General features: G+C 67.4%; 18 protein-coding genes. 5 read left to right on the plus strand and 13 right to left on the minus strand.

What is annotated here, in order from left to right; translation table 11 throughout:
• Positions 1-227: 227 nt before the first annotated feature.
• From RUU78_RS22450 to gspG, 12 genes are all read right to left on the minus strand, one after another.
• Positions 228-668: a hypothetical protein gene (locus RUU78_RS22450; protein WP_313919992.1), complete on the minus strand. Its 441-nt coding sequence runs from the start codon at positions 666-668 to the stop codon at positions 228-230.
• Positions 669-896: 228 nt separating this feature from the next.
• Positions 897-1,937, minus strand: coding sequence for an ADP-ribosylglycohydrolase family protein (locus tag RUU78_RS22455; RefSeq protein WP_313919993.1), 1,041 nt, complete (start codon positions 1,935-1,937; stop codon positions 897-899).
• 117 nt (positions 1,938-2,054) lie between these two features.
• Positions 2,055-2,585 (minus strand): hypothetical protein, encoded by a 531-nt coding sequence (locus RUU78_RS22460; protein WP_313919994.1) that lies wholly within the window; start codon positions 2,583-2,585, stop codon positions 2,055-2,057.
• 64 nt (positions 2,586-2,649) lie between these two features.
• On the minus strand, positions 2,650-3,450 hold the full coding sequence (locus tag RUU78_RS22465) for an inositol monophosphatase family protein (protein WP_313919995.1): 801 nt from the start codon (positions 3,448-3,450) through the stop codon (positions 2,650-2,652).
• Between the two features lie 28 nt (positions 3,451-3,478).
• Positions 3,479-4,246 (minus strand): type II secretion system protein N, encoded by a 768-nt coding sequence (gene gspN, locus RUU78_RS22470; RefSeq protein ID WP_313919996.1) that lies wholly within the window; start codon positions 4,244-4,246, stop codon positions 3,479-3,481.
• A 91-nt stretch (positions 4,247-4,337) separates the two neighbouring features.
• Positions 4,338-4,826 (minus strand): type II secretion system protein M, encoded by a 489-nt coding sequence (locus RUU78_RS22475; protein WP_313919997.1) that lies wholly within the window; start codon positions 4,824-4,826, stop codon positions 4,338-4,340.
• Positions 4,823-5,995 carry a type II secretion system protein GspL gene (gspL, locus tag RUU78_RS22480; RefSeq protein WP_313919998.1) on the minus strand — a complete coding sequence of 391 codons (1,173 nt, stop codon included), beginning with the start codon at positions 5,993-5,995 and terminating at the stop codon, positions 4,823-4,825. The genes RUU78_RS22475 and gspL overlap by 4 nt, the downstream gene beginning before the upstream one ends.
• A gap of 97 nt (positions 5,996-6,092) precedes the next feature.
• Entirely contained in the window at positions 6,093-7,025 is a 933-nt protein-coding gene (gspK, locus tag RUU78_RS22485) for a type II secretion system minor pseudopilin GspK (protein ID WP_313919999.1), read from the minus strand.
• Positions 7,025-7,648 carry a type II secretion system minor pseudopilin GspJ gene (gene gspJ, locus RUU78_RS22490; protein WP_313920000.1) on the minus strand — a complete coding sequence of 208 codons (624 nt, stop codon included), beginning with the start codon at positions 7,646-7,648 and terminating at the stop codon, positions 7,025-7,027. Before gspJ ends, gspK begins: the two co-directional genes overlap by 1 nt.
• A complete protein-coding gene (gene gspI, locus RUU78_RS22495; RefSeq protein ID WP_313920001.1) occupies positions 7,645-8,055 on the minus strand; it encodes a type II secretion system minor pseudopilin GspI in 411 nt (136 codons plus the stop codon). Before gspI ends, gspJ begins: the two co-directional genes overlap by 4 nt.
• Before the next feature lie 28 nt (positions 8,056-8,083).
• Entirely contained in the window at positions 8,084-8,671 is a 588-nt protein-coding gene (gene gspH / locus RUU78_RS22500; protein ID WP_313920002.1) for a type II secretion system minor pseudopilin GspH, read from the minus strand.
• A 212-nt stretch (positions 8,672-8,883) separates the two neighbouring features.
• Positions 8,884-9,336, minus strand: coding sequence for a type II secretion system major pseudopilin GspG (gene gspG / locus RUU78_RS22505; protein ID WP_313920003.1), 453 nt, complete (start codon positions 9,334-9,336; stop codon positions 8,884-8,886).
• Positions 9,337-9,386: 50 nt separating this feature from the next.
• Here gspG and RUU78_RS22510 point away from each other — a divergent pair, with 50 nt between their 5' ends.
• The 5 genes from RUU78_RS22510 to RUU78_RS22530 all read left to right on the plus strand — a co-directional run bounded on the left by RUU78_RS22510 (position 9,387) and on the right by RUU78_RS22530 (position 16,796).
• Complete coding sequence (locus tag RUU78_RS22510) at positions 9,387-10,751, plus strand: adenosylmethionine--8-amino-7-oxononanoate transaminase (RefSeq protein WP_313920004.1); 1,365 nt, start codon at positions 9,387-9,389, stop codon at positions 10,749-10,751.
• Positions 10,752-10,969: 218 nt separating this feature from the next.
• Positions 10,970-12,367, plus strand: a complete 1,398-nt coding sequence (locus RUU78_RS22515; RefSeq protein WP_313920005.1) for a hypothetical protein — start codon at positions 10,970-10,972, stop codon at positions 12,365-12,367.
• A 239-nt stretch (positions 12,368-12,606) separates the two neighbouring features.
• Positions 12,607-14,853: a TonB-dependent hemoglobin/transferrin/lactoferrin family receptor gene (locus RUU78_RS22520; protein ID WP_313920006.1), complete on the plus strand. Its 2,247-nt coding sequence runs from the start codon at positions 12,607-12,609 to the stop codon at positions 14,851-14,853.
• Positions 14,854-14,877: 24 nt separating this feature from the next.
• Positions 14,878-15,912, plus strand: coding sequence for a DUF6607 family protein (locus tag RUU78_RS22525; RefSeq protein WP_313920007.1), 1,035 nt, complete (start codon positions 14,878-14,880; stop codon positions 15,910-15,912).
• 143 nt (positions 15,913-16,055) lie between these two features.
• Complete coding sequence (locus tag RUU78_RS22530) at positions 16,056-16,796, plus strand: 16S rRNA (uracil(1498)-N(3))-methyltransferase (RefSeq protein WP_313920008.1); 741 nt, start codon at positions 16,056-16,058, stop codon at positions 16,794-16,796.
• 299 nt (positions 16,797-17,095) lie between these two features.
• Here the strand turns inward: RUU78_RS22530 and RUU78_RS22535 are convergent, their stop codons facing one another.
• The gene (locus RUU78_RS22535) at positions 17,096-17,557 is read right to left on the minus strand and encodes a chemotaxis protein CheW (RefSeq protein WP_313920009.1); all 462 of its coding nucleotides are present in this window, start codon (positions 17,555-17,557) and stop codon (positions 17,096-17,098) included.
• Positions 17,558-17,562: the final 5 nt, after the last annotated feature.

Genomic DNA, 17,562 nt, shown 5'->3' on the forward strand with positions numbered 1-17,562 from the left:
ATCGCCGAACGCGTCGGGTACGGATCCACGAGCGCGTTCAGCGTGGCGTTCAGCAGGCACGTGCGGAAATCGCCATCGCAGTACAGGGTGGCCTGAACGCACATGACCGTTGAAACCAAGGACCCCGTTTCAAGCGTGAAACGCGTCGGCAAAGTCGGAGCGTCCAGACGCAGCCTGGGACGACCATCGAAGCGGCCGGATCGCCGGGAGCGCGGCTCAGTTCTCGCTCAGCGCGGACCCAACTCGCGCCAGCGCTGCCGCAATCCAATCGCATGGACGATGCCGATCGCGAGACAAATGCCCGAGCTGACCAGCCAGAACGTCAGGCTGTTGCCGGGAAACAGCGGCTGTATCGCCACGAACGCGACGCCGCGGAGCAGATAGACGGCTGTGATCGCGCACAGGACCGTGCGCAGCAGCGGCAGGCGCCGCACCACGCCGGCACCCGACAGCGCATACAGGGCCCAGATCAGCAGCACGGCGCCGATACCTGCGGCCATCAGCGTCGGATGGCTTTCGCCCCGCTCGGCCATGAGCGCCATGCCCTCGCCCGCACCGAGAAACCGATACCACGGCGCGCCGAAGACGATGCAGCCGAAGTGGACGAGCGCCGCGGCGGCACTCGCGGCAGCGCCGGCGAGCAGGAAGCGATTGCGTGTGGTATTCATGGACGCTCCTGGTGTCGGCAATCAGAAAGTGTGAACTGCCCGCATCGATCCATCCATGCATGGAATCTCTGCAGAAAGTTCGTGTACGTCGGTGCTGCACGTCTTGGTGGCTTGAAGGTACAGCGCACGTATCGGCCAGGACTTCTCGCCTGTTCAAGAGCGCGTTCGAGTTCCAGCTGACTTCGTTCCCGAAATTCAGCCAGTAGAGGCCCCGCAGCGGTCTTGGGCTCAATAAGGCGGCAGAACCCGGCGGAGTCCGTGCACTGCAACCGCCGCGATGAACGCCGGACTCCGCAACAACAAGGCGGGTGAGAAGTGCGTGCTGCACGGCGACCGCGGATCATCCAGCGCATTGGCAAGGTCCTGCAGGTACCGCCTGCCATGCGGCCAGTCCTTGTATCCGTTTATCAGGACGGGAGGAATACAGGCCTCACCGCAGACCATCGCCGCCAGCGCGCCGGCCATGGCGCCATGCGTGTCCGCATCGCCCCCGGCATCGACGCACAGTCTCAGCGTGCGCGCATAGTCGCCATGCCCTTCGTACCAGGCCAAGAGCGCGAACGGCACGGAACACATGACGAAGCCCGGCACCGCCTGTTGTACTCGCAAGCGTTCGCGCAACAGCAGTGTCGGGTTTTCACTTCCACATGCTTCGGCGAGCAGCGGCTGCAGCGCGCGCCATCGCTCGTCATCGCTGACCTCGGTCACCGCTTGCGCAAACGCCAAGGGTTTCGGCCGTTCTCGCCATTCACCGCGGGCGATGCGCGCGGCGGTCTCCGCGATGGCCAACGCGCCTGCCAACGCGCGCGGATCGGAATGGGTCAACGCAGTCGAGGCAGCCACGTGCGCCCGGCGTGCCGATGTGTCGTCTGCGAAATAGCAGCCTAGCAGCGAACTGCGCATGGCCGGTGCATTGCCGGCCGAGACCACACCGCTGGGCTTCAGCCCGAGCCAGAGCTTCAGAATTCCCCGCAATGTTCCGAAGCCTATTCCCGCCGGCAGGGACAGCAGCCAGCAGCGAAGGCGCCAAGCAAGGACTGCGCGAAACCTGTCGACATTCCCACCGCTGCGCAGCAAAGCCTGGGCGATAAATATCGTGTGGTCCGTATCATCGCTGACCATTCCGTGACCAAAAAAGAAGCGGTGACGCAATGGCCCTTGCGACCATCGCTGCGCGCGTCGTGCCGACAAGGCTTCGTAAGGCAAGCCAAGGCTGTCGCCTATCGCGCCGCCGAGCAGGCAAGCATGCAAATCCGCCGCACGATCCATGACCACTCTCTTCGTCAACGCACGAGCGCTTCAGACCGCACCTTGTGTTCTTGGTTCGTGCTCGCTACGGAAGTTCTGAACGACCCCCGACGCTGTCGCTGCAATACCTGCGCACCTTCATCCTGCCGCGTTCGGACTGCGCCGGACTTGCCTGCCGGAGAAACGCTTCATTGCAGCGACTAAAGATGCCAAACCCACACCTAGGATCACCAAAGCATACGCGCCGGTGGCAGGCATTTCCGTCGGTCGCGCGACACCGCGAACGACCAGCGGAACCGTAGCCAGCGGCTCCACTACGGTTCCGAAAAGCGTCGGGTAGCTACGATCGATCTGTAGCGTGTAATCACCCGCCAGAAAGGAAGTGGTCACATACCTTCCGGTACCTGTTCCATAGTTGCAGAACGTAATGCTCGTCTCATGCCGACTTTGCAGCACGACGCGAACACTCGTGCCGTTTTGCGTAACGGGAACGGGAATGTCAGAGCCGAGGAATAGATCGCAACTTCCTGACGTTACGTCGATGGCAAGGACTTGTCCCTCCAGCGGCGAGGAAGGAACCAGAACCGGGGGCGAAACATGCGCAGCCACTGGATACGCTGCCGATAGTGCAGCCGCGATGACCAGTACCCGGAAATGGTGCGAAAGCATTCGAACCTCCCCCTGACGACGACAGGCGTGCAAGCCGTTGTGCGCGGTGGCGCACCCGGCGGTGCTAGCCCGACACCGCCGCGCGAAACTCCGCCAGCGCCCGCGCATGCAGCGCGGCGGGACCGGCCAACACGCTGGTCGTGGCGAGGCCCGGTTCAGCGCCGTCGAGATCGGTGAACACCGCCCCGGCTTCGCGCAGGATGATGACCAAAGGCGCGATGTCGAGAATGTTCACGTCGGACTCGATGACGAGATCGATGCAGCCGCGCGCGAGCAGGTGGTAATGCAGGAAATCGCCGTAGCCGCGCGTGCGGCCGCAGCGCTGCACGATCTGCGCGAGCGTCTGCCAGCGCGCATCGCGCGACAGCGTCTTGACGTTGCCGAAGGAAATCGCGGTCTGCGGCGTGAAATCGGCCGCATCGGACACCTGCAGCCGGGCGCGGTTGAGCCACGCGCCGCCACCGCGCCGCGCCCAGGCGAGTTCGCCGTATTCGGACGCGCTGGATACGCCGAGTACAATCTCGTCGCGGTACATGAGCGCGATCTGGGTGGAGAAAAACGGATAGCCGCGCACGAAGCTCTTGGTGCCGTCGATGGGATCGATTAGCCAGAGAAACTCGCTGTCGCCCTCACGGCCTTCCTCTTCGCCGTAGTAGGCGTGATCCGGGAATGCCTCGCGCAGCACCTGCTTGATCGCCGCCTCGGCGGCGCGATCGGCGATCGTGACCGGCGTCTGGTCGGGCTTGGTCTCGACCTCGACACCGTCGCGGTAGTAGCGCCGGATCACCTGCGTCGCGGCATCGGCCGCAGCGAGCGCGACGTCGAGCGCGCGGTCGAGGAATTCCGGCGTAAGGCTCGTGCTCATGCGGTCGGGTCCGTAATCGACAACGTGATCAGAACAGCTTGAACAGCTGGCCGCTGATCTTGAGCAGGCTGCTGCCGTCGGGCTGCGGCTCGCCGACATAGCGCAATGCCTCGGCGACCTGCATGTCGCCGTTGCGCGCGACCAGCCGCGCGGTCGCGCTGAACTGGCCCGAGCTGATCACGAACTGGCCGGCGACTTCGAGGTTGCTGCTGCCGTCGTCCTTTACCGTGCCGGCGATGCTGCCGTCGGGCTGAGAGGCGAAGTCGGCGAGCAGTTCGCCCAGGCTTGCCTCGGCTTGTCCGCTGACCGCGGCCTCGCGCCAGCGTGCGCTGCCGCGGGCGCCGCTGACCCAGCCGTTGGCCAGCCGCGCCTCGTCGATGCGGCCTTCGATGCGGCCGTGCAGCTTCAGCGCGGGGATATCCAGCGCCGGCGCCGCGATTTCGGCGGGCAGCGCAAACGTCGTGTTCTGCACCAGAACGCTGCCGTCGGCATCGCGCGTCACGTCGCCGTCGAGCACGAGCGCACCGCCGCCGAGACCGACGCGCGCCACGACGCGGCGTAGCAGCAGCGGCGACTTCTGCACCGACCAGTCCAGCGCGCCGAGCGGCGTGCCGAAGGCGACCGCGGACGAGGCACGACCCTGCCACACAGTGCCGGAAACGCCGGACAGCTGCAGCGGACCGAGGTTGGGCTTGAGCCAGCGCAGGGCGAGGTCGGCCGGCAGGGTCCAGGCGACGACGACGCCGATCAGGACCAGCACGAGCAGCAGCAGGAACAGGCTACGCAGCAGTTTCATGCGGTTATGGATTCAATGTGGACAAGGATAGAAAGGAACGATCCGGCAACCGGACCGGAACTGCGTACCGCGAGACAGGATCGCGCAAGCATCAAGGCTCTTCCAGCGTGACGCGCGCGTTGACGCGGCCGGTGCCTTCGGCGCGATCGGCGGAGAAATCGGTGGCCACGACGCCGAAGTCGCGCGCCAGGCCCTCCAGCCAGTCGGCGATCGCATCGAAGGACGCGCCTTCGAAGCTGACCCGAACGCTCTTGGGTCCGACCGGTTCGACGCGGCGAAGTTCGTTGGCGAGCTGAGCGCCGCGCGCGGTCGCGTCGGCCAGCGCGAGCAGCGACTTGCCCTGGCGCTCGACCTTGGCGCGCGCGCCGAGGCCGTGCAGTTGGGCGACTCGCGCGGAATCGCTGCGCATCTGCTGCAGCGCGACCTGCTGCGCCTGCACGCGCACGCGCAGATCGTTGCGCGAACGCTGCAGCGGATACCAGATCAGCGCCCAGGCCAGCAGCACCGCGGTCACGATGCCGCCGACCAGCAGCACCTGTCGCTCGCGCGGCTCGCGCGCCTTCCACCAGGCCTGCATCATGGCGCGGCAACCGTCAGGCGCATGCGTCCGTCGACGCCGTTCTGGCCCGGGTTCGCCGCGGTCAGTTCGACCTTGAGGCCGGGCAGCGTCGCCAGACGTTCGCGCAGCGAGTCGAGCGTCGGCACATCAGGTGCAGTCACGGCGAGCTCCAGCGTGCCGTTGCGGAATTCGATGCCGCGCGTGGTCAGGCGCGTCGTCGAGCCCAGGATCGGGGCAATCTGGCGCAGCGTGCGCAGCAGGCCGCCGCTGGACTCGCCACCACCCAGGCGCGTGAGCGCGCTCTTCATCAGCGCCGGCGGATCGCCGGCAACTTTTTCCATTTCGGGAAAACTCTGCACCAATACGTTGCGCATCGCCGTGTCGAGACGGTCGGACTCGCGCGCCAGCGCGTGGCGTTCGAGCACGAGCTGGGCGAAGGCCAGGACCAGCAGCAGCGCTGCCGCCGCCGCCGCGCGGCGCCACCAGCGCGCCGCCGGAGCGCTGCGATGGCGCAGCGCATGCGCGCCTTGCAGCAGATTGAGCACCGGCTCGGCGCCAATGCCGCGCGCGAGCAGGGCCAGCGCGTCGCCCTGGCGCTCGTGATACGCGCGTACGGCCAACGGCAGGTTCTGGCGCGCCTGGAAGCGTGTGTCGAAGACCTCGATGTCGGGCAGGCTGCCGTCGTCGGCGAACTCCAGCCATTCGGCCAACAGTTCCGGCTCCATCGTCGCGGCGCGCCACGGCCCCAGGCGCAGCTGCGCACCACCGCTTTCGATCAGCAGGTGGCCGACCGGCAGCGCCAGCGAATCGGGCAGCAGCGCATCGGGACGTATGCCGGCGGCGGACAGCTCGTCCAGCCACTGCCGCAGCCGCGCATGCGATACGGCGGCCACGCCGACGGTGGCGCCGTCGATCTTGCCGGCCAGCGCGAAATGCAGTTCCTCCACCGGCTGGGCGAGCTGGTCTTCGAGGGCGTACGGCACGGCCTTGGCCAGCTGGCTGCGGTTCCTGCTGACGGCGGGCGCTTCCAGCAGCAGCACTTCGGTGCCCGGTACGAGCACGATGATGTCCTGGGCACGCGCCACGACGTCGGCCGGCGGCAGGCCCGCGGTCGACTCGGCCGCGGCACCGGGCACGAGCCAGGCGTGACGGCCAGAGGATTGCAGACGGATCAGCAGACGTGGCGACATGACAGCCGGGCAGGACGGGACCGCGGGATTGTAGCAGCAGGCTCACCGGCTCCCGCCGCGCGCATCGTGTTGCGGCGTGACTTGCGTCGCAACGCCGTCAGTCGCTGCCGCGCGAACGCTGTAGCACGCGCACGCCGCGTTCGCGGTCGAGCAGGCTCGTCGGATGGAACAGCAGCCCGTCGAGTTCGATGTCGCCGCGCGCGAGGAAATAGCGGCTCGTCGTACTGAGGCCGCGTTCCTGGCTCGCGTCGAACGGAATCGCGAGGCCCAGCAGTTCCTGGCGGAAACCGCTGACACCGTCCCAATCGGCCTTGCCGTCGCGCCAGAGCCGCCGCGCAACCTCCTCGGTGATGCGTGTGTTGAGCGACTGCAGTACCGGGATGCTGGCGGTGTTGAGATTCAGCAGGCTGCCGCGCGGCAGCGCGCAGACGTGCGGCGCGAGCGTCGCATAGACGTTGCCGCCGAAGCCCTGCAGCAGACGCAATTCGGACGCATGCACGAAGGCGCGATTGGCCGCGCGGTACGGCGGCTGCACCGAACCGTAGACGCTGTCCTCGGCGCCGCTGCCTTGACCGCCGCCGCCAGGCTCGCCGTCGGCGTCCAACCAGTCGATCACGGTTTCGGTCAGGGTCGGATCCAGCCGCAACGCGGTCAGCAGGCGACGGAAGCGTTCGCGCCATTCCGACTCGTTGCCGTCGCCTGACAGCAGATTGTTGAGATTGAAGCAGCCGTTCATGTCGCGCATCTGTGCCGCGATGCGCCCGCCGGGCACATCGGTCGGCGGCAGCGGCATCGCCCACAGGTCGCCACCGGAGTCCACGCTGTTCTGTTCGAGGTCTTTTTCCAGCACGCGTGCGGCATAGAGTTCCAGCCCACGCGCGTAGGCATCGGCCTGTTCGGTGCGTAGCAGGTTGCGCGTGCGCGCAGCGGCCAGCTCGCCGCGGTCGAGCAGGCCCGCGATCAGCACCGTGGCCAGCGCGACCACGAGCAGCGCGATGATCAGCGCGACGCCGGTCTGCGCCTGGCGCATCAGCGCGGGCCTCCCGGGTTCGACGACGGCAGCTCGATCAGCCGGCTGATCTCGCCGACGCCGTCGATATCGAGGCGGAACTCGATCGCCTGCGGCAAGGCCTCGGGCTTGTCGTTGCGGCGCGGCCAGGCATCGAGCCAGCGCCCCTGGGCATCCAGATAGCGCAACTGCAGCCGGCGCACGCGATCGCGGACGGTCGTGAATTCCGGCAGGCTGCCGGCGGCGCGGTCGAGCACGGCGAAGCGGCCGCGCCTGAGCGTGTTGCCGTCCTGTTCGTAGACGACGCGCTCGAGATTGGAGCGCGCATCGACCAGCGAGCTGGCAAAGCCGAGCCGGGTCAGTTCGAGATGATCGCCATCACCGCGCAATGCCGGTAGCGGCTCGCCGTAGTTGCCCCGCACGGGACGCGCGACGACGGCGAGGAGATCGCGTTCCAGCGCGGCAACCGCACGCAGCGTGCGGGTGAAGTCCTGTTGCTCGGCGACCAGTGCCTCGCGCGTGCGGATCACCGCGTTGAGCCCGCCCCACGCCATCGCGGACATGATCGCGAACACGGCGGTGGCGACCAGCACTTCGACCAGGGTGAAGCCTGCGGACGCACGCGGCAGGCGGAGTCCGTTCACGGCTGCACGCTGTCGCCGGCAAAGCCGGTCAGCTGCGCGACCGGATCGGTGCGTGCCATGTCGGCGAAGACCTGCACGTCGAGACGGCGGATGCGGGTGTCCTGTGTGCCGGCGATGTCGAGACGCCAATACCACTCGCGTCCGGCAAGGCGCTGCTGGCCGTCGCGACGCCCCGGGGCCGGCAGCCGCTCCTTCAGGCGCGCCTCGGTCACGACGTTCGCCGCGACCCAGCCCGCGTAGCTGCGTTCGCGCAGTCCGCCGAAATCGCGCACGCTGACCCCGGCCGCATGCACGAGCGCGGTCAGCGCGAGTCCCAGCACGACCAGCGCGATGAGCACTTCGAGCAAAGTGAAGCCGCGCGCCGCGGGGCGCCGGAAATCGAACCCGCGCGCCGCAGGGCGGCGCACGTCGAAGTTGCCTGCCGCGGAGCGGCGCTCAGCGCGACACATCGCGACGCTCGCGCTGCACGTTGCCGTCGATGGTGCCGTCCAGGCGCCAGCGCAAGGCCAGGTCGGGCATGGACAGTTCCAGCCGGAACGGCGTGAGTTCACCCGAGGCGAAACAGACGACCGGAGGAATTTCCGGCGGCTGCAGCGGAATCTCGATACGCGTACCGTCGCGGCTGAGCTCCGCACGCAGGTTGCCGGGCCACTCGCGCATGCGCAGTTCGCCCTGATCGAACGTCTTCCAGGTTTCGCCGTTGCGCTGGCTGAACAGGAATCCGCCTGGGACGAAGCTGAGCCCCACCGGACGGCCGCCGATCTCGGCGTGTTCGCAGGCATAGCCGATCAGCGCCTGCAGCCGCTCGGCCTCACGCTCCGCCTGGCGCTCGCCGCCTGCACCTGACAGCGCGATGCTGACCGCTGCGGCCAGCACGGCAAGGATCACGACGACGACGAGGATTTCGATCAGGGTGAAGCCGTGTGAGCTGTCGACGTGTGCGCGCGAATGACGGGCGCCGCGTTTCTGAGATGGTTCGAAAGCCGGGACAGCCATCGCGTCGCTGCTATCAGCTGGCTGCATGCGCAAGGACGACACCATCCCCTCCCAACCCTCCCCTTGAAGGGGAGGGCTAGAACGCGTAGCGGCATCGTCCCCCTCCCCTTCAAGGGGAGGGTTGGGGTGGGGATGGTGGGCGACGCTACCGTCAAAACGGCGGCAATCGGTAGCGCACTGCACTGCAGCGCGCCTCGAATTCACGCCCTCTGCAAACACCGCTGCGTCCACGTGATCGATCAATTCTTCCAGTTGCCAATATCGGCCGTCTCGCCCTCGCCGCCGGTCTTGCCGTCGGCGCCGAGCGTATAGACGTCCATATCGCCGTGCGCGCCCGGGTGCAGATAAAGATAGTTGCGGCCCCAGGGATCCTTGGGCACGCCATCGAGATAACCGCCCTTGCGCCAGTTCGGCGCCTCCGGCGCGCCGCTGGGCTTGCTCACCAGCGCTTCGAGGCCCTGCTCGGTCGCGGGATAGGCGAAGTTGTCGAGCTTGTAGGTATTCAGCGACGTCACGATGGCCTGGATGTCGGCCTTGGCGCGCGCGACACGCGCTTCGCCGGGGTGCTCCATGACGCGCGGAACGACGACGGCGGCGAGGATCGCGAGGATCACCACGACGACGAGCACTTCGATCAGGGTGAAACCGCGCGGCAGGGAACGGGCGGAACGGAAAGCGGAAACGCCGGTCATGCGAGGCCTTCTTGCGGGCGGGGGAAAACGTCGCCGATCATAGCAAAGCCATGCTCCCCTCCCTGCCCCGTTCCAACGCCGCGCTCGCCGCGCGCGACCTCGCCGTGCTCTGGCATCCCTGTACCCAGATGCACGACCACGAAACCCTGCCCCTGCTGCCCATCGTGCGGGCCGAAGGCGTCTGGCTCCACGACGCCGACGGCGGACGCTATCTCGACGCGGTCAGTTCCTGGTGGACCAATGTCTTTGGCCACCGGCATCCGCGCCTGGTCGCCGCACTGAAGGACCAGCTCGACGTGCTCGATCACGTCATGCTCGCCGGCTTCACGCACGAGCCGGCGCTGGAACTGGCCGAGGAGCTCGTGCGCGTGACGCCGACAGGCCTGTCGCGCGTGTTCTACGCGGACAACGGCTCCAGCGCGATCGAGGTCGCGCTGAAGATGAGCTTTCACTACTGGCGCAACCTCGGCCGCGGCACCAAGCAGCGCTTCATCGCGCTGAGCGGCAGCTACCACGGCGAAACCCTCGGCGCGCTGTCGGTCACGGATGTCGCGCTGTACCGCGACACCTACGCGCCGCTGCTGCTGCAGCCGCTGTTCACGCCGTCGCCCGATACCTACCTCGCCGAACCCGGCGAAACTGCGCGCGATGTCGCCGCGCGGCGCCTCGCCGAATTGCGCGTGCTGCTCGAGCAGCATGCGGCACAGACCTGCGCCGTCCTGATCGAGCCGCTGGTGCAGTGCGCCGGCGGCATGCGCATGCATGACGCGAGCTATCTGACTGGCCTGCGCGCGCTCTGCGACGAGTTCGAGGTGCACCTGATCGCCGACGAGATCGCGGTCGGCTTCGGCCGCACCGGCACCTTGTTCGCTTGTGAACAAGGCCATATCGCGCCCGATTTCCTGTGCCTGTCGAAAGGACTCACCGGCGGCATGCTGCCGCTGTCAGCCGTGCTGACGACGGAGGCGGTCTACGCCGCGTTCTACGCCGAATACGCCAGCGGCAAGGCCTTCCTGCATTCGCACAGCTATACCGGCAACGCGCTGGCCTGCCGTGCAGCGCTGGCGACGCTGCAACTGTTCCGCGACGAACCCGTGCTCGCGCGCAACCGCGAACTCGCCGCGCGGCTGGCGCGCGAGCTGGACCCGCTGCGCGACCATCCGAATGTCGCCGACGTGCGCCAGACGGGCCTGATCGCCGCCGTCGAACTCGTGCGCGACCGGGCCACGCGCGAGCCGTTCCCGGCGCAGGAGCGCCGCGGCCTGCGCGTCTATCGACATGGCCTCGCGCACGGCATGCTGCTGCGGCCGCTCGGCAACGTGGTGTATTTCATGCCGCCGTACGTGATCGAGCCCGAGCAGATCGACATGATGGTGCGGGTCGCACGCGACGGCATTGCCGAAGCGGTGCGCTGAACGCGCACCTAGCGGGGACAGCACGCGCGCAGACACCGCGGGATCGCTGTCCGTAAACCTGCGCGCCGTTGAAGCGTGACGACGGATTTCAGCCGGCACCCGATGTCCGCTTTCGTTGGCGTCCACCGGCGGCGGCAGCGCAATGCATCACGGCGATGATCCGCGCAGCGGGTTGCCTGCGTATGTACCCCCGACATCAACCTGGGGAGTACGCCATCATGTTTGCCCGCCGCACCGCTTGGACGACCGCCGTCGCCACCGTGTTTTCGCTCGCCAGCCACGCGGCGTTCGCCGCCGACGGCGACCCGTACAGTGGCTGGGGCTTCCTCGGCAGCGGCCGCACCATCGTGCAGCACGACGACGGCCCGAGCCTCACCGACATCGCCGCCGACGCCGTCGTAGGCCCCGATGGTTCGCTGTATACCGCAGCGACCGTGCAGGACGCCCAGGGAAAGCAGCGCATTGGCGTCAGCAAGCTCACGCCGCAAGGCGCACTCGACACCAACTTCAGCGGCGACGGCAAGAACCTGTCGATCGAAACCGACGTGGTCGCAACCGCCATCGCGTTGACCAGCGACAACAGCGTGCTCGTCGCCGGTTACAAGACCGGCAATGGCACGGACACCGACATGATTGTCTGTCGCTTCTTCGCGAGCAACGGCGCGAACCGCAACTTTCCGTCGCCGATCAGCGATCCGTGCGTGAAACTCACGTCGTTCCCGGGTACGCAGGACTATGCACGCGACATCGTCGTGCAGCCCGACGGCAAGTTCGTGATCGCCGGCACCATCGCCGTGAACACGACCTCCGACCGCTACGCCGCGTTCGCGCGCTTCCAGGCCAACGGCCAGCCCGACACCGGGTTCGGCACGCTGCAGGGCTCCAACATCGCGCTGATCCGCAATAGCGCGATCTTCACAGCGCACGATATCCGCTCGGTGGCGCTGGCCAGCAACGGCAAGATAGTCGGCGCCGGCACCACCAAGGTCGTCAATTCGCCCGACAGCTCGGGCCTGCTCGTCCGGCTCAACACCGATGGCACGCAGGATCCGCTCGCCCCGACGCAGGAATACACCTTCGCCGCCGACGGATCGGAAAATCTCGACACGATCGTGCGCGACGTCGTGCTCGTCGACACAGCCGATGCGGAAGACGATGCCTATGTCGCCGGCTACATCGACATCAGCGGCGGCCGCAAGGCCGGCATCGTCGCGAAGCTGCGCCGCAGCAATAATCTCAACAACGATTTCGGCCCGGGCAACGAGGGCTTCGCGATCAGTTCGGTCGCCAACGCCAACATCGAATACGTCAAGCTCATGCGGCGTGCGGGCGACGGCTTCTTCGTCCTCGGCCTGCGCAACGACACCGACATCGGCGATTTCGATGTGCGTTCGCTGAGCGCCGACGGCCGCGCCAGCCTGAGCTTCGGCAGCGGCGGTTTCGCCCGCGTCGATTTCGGCCTCGCCGGCCAGATCGACATACCAGTCGCCATCGGCTTCGGCGCCGGCGGCCTCATCGTCAGCGGCTACTCCTACCTCAGCGGCACGAACTACGACGTGGTCGCGGCCAAGCTGCAGTACGACCGCATCTTCGCGCACGACTTCGGCGATTTCTGATCATCCGCCGGGCCTGATCCGCAACGGCCGCGCTCGGCGCGGCCGTTCTGCGTTCGGAAACGGCAAAGGCGCTGTTTTTTCTCGTCGTGATTGCTCCGCGTTGCCGATGATTCCGGCTTGACAGCTTATTAAGAATGATTATCATTAGCGTGGACTAACCTCTTTCACGTATCGCCAGCCGTGTTCGCCGTCGAACGCCGCCAGCCGCGTCCACCGCACGTACAGGCTGACCCCGTTCCATGTCACTGACCCGTCTCTCCCTGGCGATCGCCTGCGCGATCGCCGCGCCGGCCCTGCGCGCCGAAACCGCGGCCGAAGCCGCTCCCGATACCTACGATCAGCTGGAACGCATCATCGTTTCAGCCACCTTCACCGCCCAGGCGGTCAAGGACGTCGCCGCCGAAACGACGGTACTGCTGCGTGAGGACATGGACCGTCGCCTCAACCAGGACCTGCGCGACCTCGTGCGCTACGAGCCCGGCGTCAGCGTGACTGGCGGCGGCCGCTTCGGCCTCACCGGCTTTTCGATCCGCGGCCTCGACGGCAATCGCGTACGCATCGAGGTCGACGGCGTCAGCGCGCCGGACGCGTTCGCAATCGGCAGCTTCTCCAGCGCCGGCCGCGACTTCGTCGATCTCGACTCGCTCAAGCGCGTGGAAATCGTACGCGGCGCGGCATCGGCACTGCAGGGCTCCGATGCACTCGGCGGCGTCGTCAGCTTCGTGACCAAGGATCCGGTCGACTACATCGTCGGCGGCACGGCCGGCCATTTCCTGAGTCTCAAGGGCCTCTACGACAGCGCTGACCGCCAGTCGACCGAAAGCGTCACCGGCGCGGTGCAGAACGGTCGCCACGGCTTCGTCGCGGTCGTCACGCATCGCGACGGCCACCAGCTCAACAACCGCGGCGAGCGTGACGCTTTTGGCAGCACGCGCACGCGCCCGAACCCACAGGAAACCGACAGCGATTCGCTGCTGGCAAAATATGTGTTCGGTGATACGCGGAACTTCTCGCGCGTGACCCTCGACGCCGCGCGCAACAACTCCGACACCAACGCGCTCGACCAGCTCGGCCTGCGCAGTGTCGGCGGCGCGCAGACGCTGTATACGCGCCTGGACGCCGACGACCGCAGAGAGCGCGCGCGCCTGTCGTTTGACCAGACCTACACCCTTGGCGCCGGCTTCGCCGACCGCTTCGAATGGCGCGCCTATACGCAGACCAGCGACACGCGCCAGGACACGTTCGAGGACCGCTCGGGCTTCGTCAACGGCGCGCCAGTCAATCCGATCTCGCGCTACCGCCGTTTCGAATACGAGCAGCGCGAGCACGGCGTCGAGGCAATCGCGCACAAAGGCGTGAGTAGCGGCGCGGTAACGCACGATTTTGCATACGGCCTCGAATATGCGGTCGGCCGCATCCGCGAACAGCGCGACGGCTTCCAGCGCAACCTCACGACCGGAGCGGTCAGCAACGTGGTCTCGCCCGACGTGTTCCCGGTACGCGACTTCCCGCTGACCGATACCTCGCGCATGGCCGTGTTCGCGCAGGACGACATCGGTCTGCTCGACGGCCGCCTGCACCTCGTGCCGGCGATCCGCTACGACCGCTTCGAGGTCGACCCACGCCGTGACGCGGTCTTCGAGGCCGACAATCCCGGCGTGGAACCTGTGCAGCTCGACAGCGACCGCTTCTCGCCGAAGTTCGCCGCGATCTATACCTTCGCCGACGCCTGGCGCCTCTACGGCCAGCTGACCACGGGCTTCCGCGCGCCACCCTACAGCGACGTCAATGTCGGCTTCACCAACCTGCAGTTCGGCTACACCGCGCTGCCGAATCCGGACCTCAAGCCCGAGACCAGCCGCGGCGCCGAAGTCGGCCTGCGCGTCGGCGGCGATGCGGGCTACGCCAGCGTCACGGTCTATCGCAACCGCTACAAGGACTTCATCGAGTCGCTGATCAATATCGGCACGGATCCGGAAACCGGCCTGCTGCTGTTCCAGTCGCAGAACATCGGCCGCGTCGACATCCGCGGCGCCGAGGCCAGCGCCGCGCTGCGCCTGGGCCACTTCAGCGAGGCGCTGCAGGGCTTCGAGATCCGCACCGCCATCGCGAGCGCCAAGGGTGACGACCGCGTGCGCAACGTGCCGCTGACCAGCGTGGAGCCGGCCAAGGCCGTTCTCGGCCTCGCCTACGAGGGCACGGTCTGGGGCGCCGAACTCGTCGGCACCTTCGTGCGCGAAAAGAGCCGTCTGGCGCCAGCCGCGAGCGGCACCGCATTTGCCGCGCCGGGCTACGGCATCGTCGACGCCTACGTGCACTACGAGCCGCTGCCGCAGCTGACGCTGTACGCCGGCCTCAACAACATCGGCGACAAGCGCTATTGGGAATGGAACAGCGTGCGCGGCATGGCGCTGGGCCCGGCCATCGATCGCTATAGCGCGCCGGGACGCGCCGTCAGCGCCGGCTTCAAGCTCAGCTTCGACTGAGCAGCACCTTTGGAGAATGACCTTATGCGTCTATTTATACTTCTTTCTGCCCTTGCCCTGACCAGCGCCTGTGCCAGCAGCGGCGGCGCCAGACGTGCGCCGGCGCTGTCGGGCCTCGCCCCGGCGACGGCCGCGCCGGCCGACTACCAGCGCCCGTGCAGTGGACCGCCAGCCACGCCCGAGCTCGCATTCGAGTGCGACCGGCGCAGCATCCTCGGCATGACCGGCGAGTTCCGCGTGAAATTCGCCTTCGACGAAACGCTCGCACTCAAGCCCGGCTACAAGCCCAGGGCGGCGCAGCGCTCGGGCGGCGACGAATTCGTGTTCGTGGTCGAGGACCGCGGCGAATTCATCGCCCTGCAGCACATCCTCGTCGCCGGCAGCGGCGACGACCGCATGGTCATCAAGCACTGGCGCCAGGACTGGCAGTACCAGCCCAGGCAAGTGCTCGCGTTCCGCGGCAACAACCATTTCGAACTGCAGCCCGTCGCCGCCGAGCACGCGCGCGGCGCGTGGTCGCAGTCGGTCTACGAAGTGGACGATGCGCCGCGCTACGCCGGCGTCGGCCGCTGGAGTCACGCCAACGGCATCGATGCCTGGACCTCGGAATTCACCTGGCGCCCGCTGCCACGGCGCGAATACACCAAGCGCAACGACTATCAGGTGCTCGGCGCGGTCAACCGCCATACCCTGACGCCCGGCGGCTGGATGCACGAGCAGGACAACGAGAAGCTGGAACTCGACGCGGGAGGCAAGACCACCGCGCTCGTGCGCGAAGTCGGCATCAACAGCTACGAGCGCACGACGGAGATCGACTTCTCCGCCGGCCGCGACTACTGGAAAAGGACCGAGGCCTTCTGGCGCGACGTGCGCGCGGCCTGGGCGGACGCGGCGCAGAAGCGCCGGGCCTACGACCTCGCCCACATGCTCGACGAGCGCCCACGCTTCGAAGCGCTGTTCGCGCTGGCCGACCAGGCCGGCAAGGGCGAGGCGGTCACGCGCGCGGCGATCGACGCGGTGCTGGGGCGTGCGCTGGCGGGAAATGCGACGCAGAACTAGAAACGCGTGAAGAGGAGTGAGAAACGAGTGGCCGCGCGCTACGGCCCTACTCGTTTCTCACTCCTCCCGCCTCATTCCTGCTTCGACGATTGCCACCACCCCGCACCTTACCGACAATGCGGCGCCTTCCTCCGCGAGCCGCCATGCGCATCCCCCGCATCCATGTCGCCACGCCGCTACCGCCCGGCGAACTGCTGCAACTGCCCGAACAGGCCGGCGAACATCTTGTCCGCGTGCTGCGCCTGGAAACGGGCCATCCACTGATCCTGTTCAACGGCGATGGCCATGAAGTCGACGCCCGCCTCGCCACCGTCGCGAGGCGCGCAGTCACGGCGGAACTCCTCGCACGGCGTGAGTGCTCGCGGGAATCGCCATTGAGCCTGACCCTCGCGCAAAGCATCGCCCGCGGCGAGAAGATGGACTGGATACTGCAGAAGGCGACCGAACTCGGTGTCGCGCGTATCGTGCCGGTCGTGACCGAACGCACCGAGGTACGCCTCGACGAGGACCGCGCCGGCAAGCGGCTCGCGCACTGGCAGCAGGTCGTCGCGTCAGCCTGCGAACAATGCGGCCGCACCGAGCTGCCCGAGATCGCCACGCCGCAGAAGCTCATGCACTGGTGCGCCAGCCTCGGCGCGGCGGACACCGCGGCACGCTTCGCGCTGCTGCCGGACGCTGATGTCGGACTGCGCGAGATTGGCCCCCTGAATCAGGGCGCACTGCTGCTGATCGGACCCGAGGGTGGCCTGTCGGAGCAGGACATCGCGATCGCGCGCAACGCGGGTTTCCGCGGCCTGCGCCTGGGGCCGCGCATCCTGCGTACCGAAACCGCGGGGCTGGCGGCGCTCGCGGCATTGCAGGCGGTGGCCGGCGACTTCACCTAGGGTGCGGGTGATCTGCAGCCGGACATCGCATCACGATCACCCCGCCGCAGGTTGCGGGTGAAACGCGGGCGTATACGATGATCCAGGTATCGCCGCAGCGAAAACCCGCAACTTGAAGAAGAAAGCAGCAGGCTGCCAATTGCCGGCCACAACGGCGGCAGGCGCGTCAGCGTGGGTCGTTTGTCGGCGGATACCGCATGTTGGAGTTGGGATCGGCTGGGGCTGACCCGCGACCAGCCTTCGACCGCCATCCGAGCGGGAGACATCCGCGACTTGTCGCGGATGCGATGCCGCAGCTTCTACGCCGCCAGCGCCTCGGCCATCAGCGTCTCGATCTGGTGCAGATCGGGAATCACAGCCTGGTCGTCACGCACGAGCACCTGCGCGCGCACGCCGTGCGGGTGATGATGCTCGTCGCCGGTCGGGATCAGCAGGTCCTGGCTGACCGTGGTCAGGCGCGGGAAGCCCTGCGTCAGCATGGCGATGAAAGGCATCTTGGCGTGGCCGCCGATCGCCTTCAGCACCGCGACGCGCGCGCCGGTGGAGCCTTCCTCATGGGTCAGGCCCGAAAGGATCGCGAACGAGAACAGCGGAAGGCGCCAGCCGCGCCAGGACAGCCGCCCAAGAATCCACTCGGGTGCATTCGGGATTTTTTCGACATTGGCGAACGTGATGACCTCGGCCACGGTCGCGTTGGGCAGCAGCACGCGACCGTTGGTGATCGGGATCAGTACGCCGCGGATTTCTCGGGGAGTGTCCATTTGCG

The organism is Tahibacter sp., from assembly GCF_032229445.1.
Taxonomy (GTDB): Bacteria; Pseudomonadota; Gammaproteobacteria; order Xanthomonadales; family Rhodanobacteraceae; genus Tahibacter.